General features: G+C 60.8%; 2 protein-coding genes. Both read left to right on the forward strand.

Annotation, left to right across the window (positions count from 1 at the left end; genetic code table 11):
- The first annotated feature begins 65 nt into the window (after positions 1-65).
- Complete coding sequence (locus MRBLST15_RS21050; protein ID WP_406779698.1) at positions 66-359, forward strand: transposase; 294 nt, start codon at positions 66-68, stop codon at positions 357-359.
- Positions 356-1,189: an IS3 family transposase gene (locus MRBLST15_RS07580; RefSeq protein ID WP_414716147.1), complete on the forward strand. Its 834-nt coding sequence runs from the start codon at positions 356-358 to the stop codon at positions 1,187-1,189. Before MRBLST15_RS21050 ends, MRBLST15_RS07580 begins: the two co-directional genes overlap by 4 nt.
- Positions 1,190-1,232 lie beyond the last annotated feature (43 nt).

Below are 1,232 nucleotides of genomic sequence, written 5' to 3' on the forward strand. Positions count from 1 at the left end.
GGGTTGCGGTGGTCTAATGAACTTGGACACTCGATAGGATCAATTTCGAGCATCGAGGTAGACCCATGGCAAAACAGATCACTCAGGGCATGAGGGACGAGGCGGTTCGCCTTGTCGTTGTAGAGGGGCAGACAGTAAGAGACGTCTGCCAGCTGATGGATGTCGGCCCGACGGCGCTGAGGCGCTGGATCGAGCAGTGGCGGCGAAGACATGACCCGCAGGCAGAGGCGCCACCAGTAGATGCGCAGGTCAGAATCGCCGAACTGGAAGCCCAGAACCGCAGGCTCAAGGAGGAGCGCGACCTGCTAAAAAAATCCATCGCCTTCTTCATTCGGGACAGCGATCACCGGAACAAGTGATCCAGGAATTGGGGAAGGCCGCTCCGATCCGGTTGGTGTGCCAGTTGATGGACTATCCCCGTAGCAGCTACTACGCCTGGCTGCATCGGGAGCCTCGCATCGACCGGGAGCTGCTGGCTCAGGTTGATCTGGTTCGTCGCATTCATAAGTCCCACCGGGGCAGCTGCGGCTCACGCAGAATGGCCCGGGAACTGACCAATAGCGGTCTACAGGTTGGTCGCTACCGCGCCCGGACGCTGATGCGCCGGGCCGGTGTCAGGGCGCGACAGCACAAGCGTCACAAGTACCACAGCCTTGGGCCGCAGGCGCTGACCGCTCCCAACATCCTGGACCGTCAGTTCAATCCGGAGGCGCCAAACCGAGTCTGGGCTGGCGATATCACCTACATCCCCACCCAGCAGGGGTGGCTGTATCTGGCCGTCGTTGTGGATATGTATGCCCGCCGAATCGTGGGTTGGGCACATTCCCACGAAGCAGATGCATGGTTGGCGGTCAGAGCCCTGCGCGGCGCACTGAAACAGCGCTGCCCCCAGGCGGGACTGCTGTTCCACTCGGACCAAGGGCGGCAATACACCAGCCACGCGATGGCCGAGATCCTGCGCGACAACGGCATCACCCAGAGCATGAGCCGGAAGGGGAATTGCTGGGACAACGCGGTGGTGGAACGGGTATTTGCCACCCTCAAAGGCGAATGGCTGTACTCCAAATACCCCACTCGACAGGAGGCTGCAGCAGACATCGAACAATTTGTGAACTGGTACAACCACCGTCGGCTGCACAGTGCCAACGGCCTTGTGCCACCTGCGCTCCACGAAGCGCAGGTGGCCTGAACGCCCCTTGAGAGTGTCCAGAAGTACTTGACCACCACAGGTT

This window comes from Stenotrophomonas sp. LST15-1-1.1, from assembly GCF_040815575.1.
GTDB lineage: Bacteria > Pseudomonadota > Gammaproteobacteria > Xanthomonadales > Xanthomonadaceae > Stenotrophomonas > Stenotrophomonas lactitubi_B.

What these genes read in the sequence shown, in the direction of transcription:
- MRBLST15_RS21050 (WP_406779698.1), top strand. Translation starts at nt 66, where the DNA reads ATGGCAAAACAGATCACTCAGGGCATGAGGGACGAGGCGGTTCGCCTT.